This is a genomic window from Collinsella sp. CLA-ER-H10, from assembly GCF_040092475.1.
Taxonomy (GTDB): domain Bacteria; phylum Actinomycetota; class Coriobacteriia; order Coriobacteriales; family Coriobacteriaceae; genus Collinsella.
In genome coordinates this window covers 1-4,862 of record NZ_JBBNLM010000035.1, presented here as the reverse complement: position 1 = coordinate 4,862, position 4,862 = coordinate 1, and the positions used below count along the sequence as shown (strand labels likewise).

Annotated in this window: 2 rRNA genes; both read left to right on the top strand. The window is 63.2% G+C overall.

From position 1 onward, the window contains the following. Positions 1-32: 32 nt before the first annotated feature. Positions 33-1,538: ribosomal RNA gene (locus AAAX36_RS09290) — 16S ribosomal RNA — on the top strand. A gap of 398 nt (positions 1,539-1,936) precedes the next feature. After that, positions 1,937-4,862, top strand: a 23S ribosomal RNA gene (locus AAAX36_RS09285); the annotation flags it as partial.

Sequence of the window (4,862 nt, the reverse complement as noted above, 5' to 3'; positions counted from 1 at the left end):
GAGGACCGGACGGGCTCGAAGCCCAACATATTTGGACGGAGAGTTCGATCCTGGCTCAGGATGAACGCTGGCGGCGCGCCTAACACATGCAAGTCGAACGGCACCCCTCCTCGGAGGGAAGCGAGTGGCGAACGGCTGAGTAACACGTGGAGAACCTGCCCCCTCCCCCGGGATAGCCGCCCGAAAGGACGGGTAATACCGGATACCCCGGGGTGCCGCATGGCACCCCGGCTAAAGCCCCGACGGGAGGGGATGGCTCCGCGGCCCATCAGGTAGACGGCGGGGTGACGGCCCACCGTGCCGACAACGGGTAGCCGGGTTGAGAGACCGACCGGCCAGATTGGGACTGAGACACGGCCCAGACTCCTACGGGAGGCAGCAGTGGGGAATCTTGCGCAATGGGGGGAACCCTGACGCAGCGACGCCGCGTGCGGGACGGAGGCCTTCGGGTCGTAAACCGCTTTCAGCAGGGAAGAGTCAAGACTGTACCTGCAGAAGAAGCCCCGGCTAACTACGTGCCAGCAGCCGCGGTAATACGTAGGGGGCGAGCGTTATCCGGATTCATTGGGCGTAAAGCGCGCGTAGGCGGCCCGGCAGGCCGGGGGTCGAAGCGGGGGGCTCAACCCCCCGAAGCCCCCGGAACCTCCGCGGCTTGGGTCCGGTAGGGGAGGGTGGAACACCCGGTGTAGCGGTGGAATGCGCAGATATCGGGTGGAACACCGGTGGCGAAGGCGGCCCTCTGGGCCGAGACCGACGCTGAGGCGCGAAAGCTGGGGGAGCGAACAGGATTAGATACCCTGGTAGTCCCAGCCGTAAACGATGGACGCTAGGTGTGGGGGGACGATCCCCCCGTGCCGCAGCCAACGCATTAAGCGTCCCGCCTGGGGAGTACGGCCGCAAGGCTAAAACTCAAAGGAATTGACGGGGGCCCGCACAAGCAGCGGAGCATGTGGCTTAATTCGAAGCAACGCGAAGAACCTTACCAGGGCTTGACATATGGGTGAAGCGGGGGAGACCCCGTGGCCGAGAGGAGCCCATACAGGTGGTGCATGGCTGTCGTCAGCTCGTGTCGTGAGATGTTGGGTTAAGTCCCGCAACGAGCGCAACCCCCGCCGCGTGTTGCCATCGGGTGATGCCGGGAACCCACGCGGGACCGCCGCCGTCAAGGCGGAGGAGGGCGGGGACGACGTCAAGTCATCATGCCCCTTATGCCCTGGGCTGCACACGTGCTACAATGGCCGGTACAGAGGGATGCCACCCCGCGAGGGGGAGCGGATCCCGGAAAGCCGGCCCCAGTTCGGATTGGGGGCTGCAACCCGCCCCCATGAAGTCGGAGTTGCTAGTAATCGCGGATCAGCATGCCGCGGTGAATGCGTTCCCGGGCCTTGTACACACCGCCCGTCACACCACCCGAGTCGTCTGCACCCGAAGTCGCCGGCCCAACCGAGAGGGGGGAGGCGCCGAAGGTGTGGAGGGTGAGGGGGGTGAAGTCGTAACAAGGTAGCCGTACCGGAAGGTGCGGCTGGATCACCTCCTTTCTAGGGAGATAAATCTTCTAGAGAGAAAACACTTTAACTCGAATAGAGGGCAGGAGCCCGTCCGGTAGATGTCGCCTGGATGATTCCCCGCAGCACCCGGTCCCCGGGGTCGCACCCGCGTACCTTGAGAGCCGCATAGCGATAGGAGAGAGATGGAAGAGTATCCTCTTCCAGACTCGATTCTTTTCTGCGATTTAAAGACAGAATGATAGCAATCATTCATCCGATCCAAACAAGAAGAATTCACTTATATATGAGTGAGGAGCATCTGATCGCGAGCACAGTGAAGACACTGTGCCGCGGTATGAGATACCCGAATTGCGACATACGAGCGCTATTCATGATATCGATTAATTAATTTTAGCGACACGTGGATATCCCGCGGGCCCGATGCGGTCCCGCAAGATACCACGGGCGCACGGCGGATGCCTTGGCACAGGGAGCCGATGAAGGACGCGGCAAGCTGCGATAATCCCCGGCGAGGAGCACACATCCTTCGACCCGGGGGTCTCCGAATGGGCGAACCCATGCACAGCAGTGTGCATATCCCCCCGCTGAACACATAGGCGGGGGGAGGACAACCCGGGGAACTGAAACATCTAAGTACCCGGAGGAGAGGAAATCAATCTCGAGACTCCCCGAGTAGCGGCGAGCGAAAGGGGACCGATGGCCAAACCGTCGAGCGGGCATACCCGGCAGGGGTTCCGCCGACGGGGTTGCAGGGCCGCGCATCCGGGGGCTGCCGCCCCCGGGCGCAGGTCCGGCTGGGGAGCGGAACGGCATGGGAGGGCCGGCCGCAGCGGGTGACAGCCCCGTACGCGAACCCAGACCGGACGGCGCGACGCGGTCCCTGAGTAGGGCCGGGCACGTGAAACCCGGTCCGAACCTGGGTGGACCACCATCCAAGCCTGAGTACTACCCTGTGACCGATAGCGCACCAGTACCGTGAGGGAAAGGTGAAAAGCACCCCGGGAGGGGAGTGAAACAGTACCTGAAACCGTGCGCCCACGAGCAGTCGGAGCAACTTTCAGTTGTGACGGCGTGCCTTTTGTAGAATGAGCCAGCGAGTCGCTGGCGCGGGGCGAGGTTAACCGAAAGGGAGCCGGAGCGAAAGCGAGCCTTAACAGGGCGACTTGAGTCCCGCGCCGCGGACGCGAAGCCGGGTGAGCTATCCGTGGGCAGGCTGAAGCGGGGGTAAGACCCCGTGGAGGGCCGAACGCACGTCGGTTGAAAACGGCGGCGATGACCTGCGGATAGGGGTGAAAGGCCAATCAAACCCGGAGATATCTCGTTCTCCCCGAAATAGCTTTAGGGCTAGCGTCGCGCGTTCACCGCCGGAGGTAGAGCACCGGATGGACGAGGGGGCTTCGCCGCCTACCGAATCCAACCGAACTCCGAATGCCGGCGGCCCAGAGCGCGGCAGTCAGAGCATGTGGGCTAAGCTGTGTGCTCGAGAGGGAAACAGCCCGGACCGCCCGCTAAGGTCCCCAAGTTCCAGCCGAGTGGCAAAGGATGTGCGTCCGCCCAGACAACCAGGATGTTGGCTTAGAAGCAGCCATACATTCAAAGAGTGCGTAACAGCTCACTGGTCGAGTGGACATGCGCCGACAATACACGGGGCTAAGCTGGACACCGAAGCGGCGGGATTTTAATTCATTAGAATCGGTAGGGGAGCTTCCCATGGGCGGAGAAGCCGGAGGGCGACCGACGGTGGAGCGCATGGGAGTGAGAATGCTGGCATGAGTAGCGAGAGACGAGAGAGTAACTCGTCCGCCGTGAACCCGAGGTTTCCTGGGCAAGGCTAATCCTCCCAGGGTCAGTCGGGGGCTAAGGCGAGGCCGGTAGGCGTAGCCGACGCGCAGCAGGCAGACATTCCTGCACCGCGCACGCGGCGCTACGACCGACGGGGCGACGGATGGGGGTGGCTCGGCGGGGTTCTGGACGTCCCCGTGATGGAGCGCGGCCCGCGGACCAGGGAAATCCGGTCCGCATCAAGGGCGAGGCTCCGGACGAAGCGACTGAGCGAAGCGAGTGAGCCCGAGGTCCCTAGAAAAACCCCTAGGCAGGCGCGTGCGCGCCCGTACCGCAAACCGACACAGGTGGGTGGGTAGAACATACCGAGGCGATCGGGTCAACCATGGTCAAGGAACTCGGCACAATGGCCCCGTAACTTCGGGAGAAGGGGTGCCCGCGCGTACGTGAACCGGCTTGCCCGGGGAGCGGAGGCGGGCCGCAGTGGAGAGGCCCAAGCGACTGTTTACCAAAAACACAGGACTCTGCAGAAGCCGCAAGGCGACGTATAGGGTCTGACGCCTGCCCGGTGCCGGAAGGTCACGCGGAGGAGTTAGCCATTTCGGCGAAGCCCCGAAGCCAAGCCCCGGTAAACGGCGGCCGTAACTATAACGGTCCTAAGGTAGCGAAATTCCTTGTCGGGTAAGTTCCGACCTGCACGAAAGGCGCAACGACTTGGGCGCTGTCTCGACCATGGACCCGGTGAAATTGCACTGGTCGTGAAGATGCGACTTACCCGCGGAAGGACGGAAAGACCCCGTGAACCTTCACTGCAGCTTGGCATTGGCCGCTGGTCCCGCGTGTAGAGGATAGGCAGGAGGCACAGATCCGGAGGCGCCAGCCCCCGGGGAGCCGCCCTTGGAATACTGCCCTCGCGCGACCGGCGTCCTAACCCGAGGCCGTCAACCGGCTCGGGGACCGTGCCAGGCGGGCAGTTTGACTGGGGCGGTCGCCTCCTAAAGGGTAACGGAGGCGCGCGAAGGTCCGCTCGGGACGGTCGGCAACCGTCCTTTTGAATGCAAGAGTACAAGCGGGCTTGACTGCGAGGCCCACAAGCCGAGCAGGTGCGAAAGCAGGCTCTAGTGATCCGGCGGCCCCGAGTGGGTGGGCCGTCGCTCAACGGATAAAAGGTACTCCGGGGATAACAGGCTGATCTTGCCCAAGAGTCCACATCGACGGCAAGGTTTGGCACCTCGATGTCGGCTCATCGCATCCTGGGGCTGGAGCAGGTCCCAAGGGTACGGCTGTTCGCCGTTTAAAGCGGTACGCGAGCTGGGTTCAGAACGTCGTGAGACAGTTCGGTCCCTATCCTCCGTGGGCGCAGGAGAATCGATGGAGGCTGCCCCCAGTACGAGAGGACCGGGGTGGACGCACCTCCGGTGAACCGGTTGTCGACCAACGGCACGGCCGGGTAGCCGCGTGCGGCGCGGATAACCGCTGAAGGCATCTAAGCGGGAAGCCGTTCCAGGGATTAGTTCTCCTTCCGGTAAGGGCCCAGGTAGACTACCTGGTCGATAGACGGCAGGTGCAAGG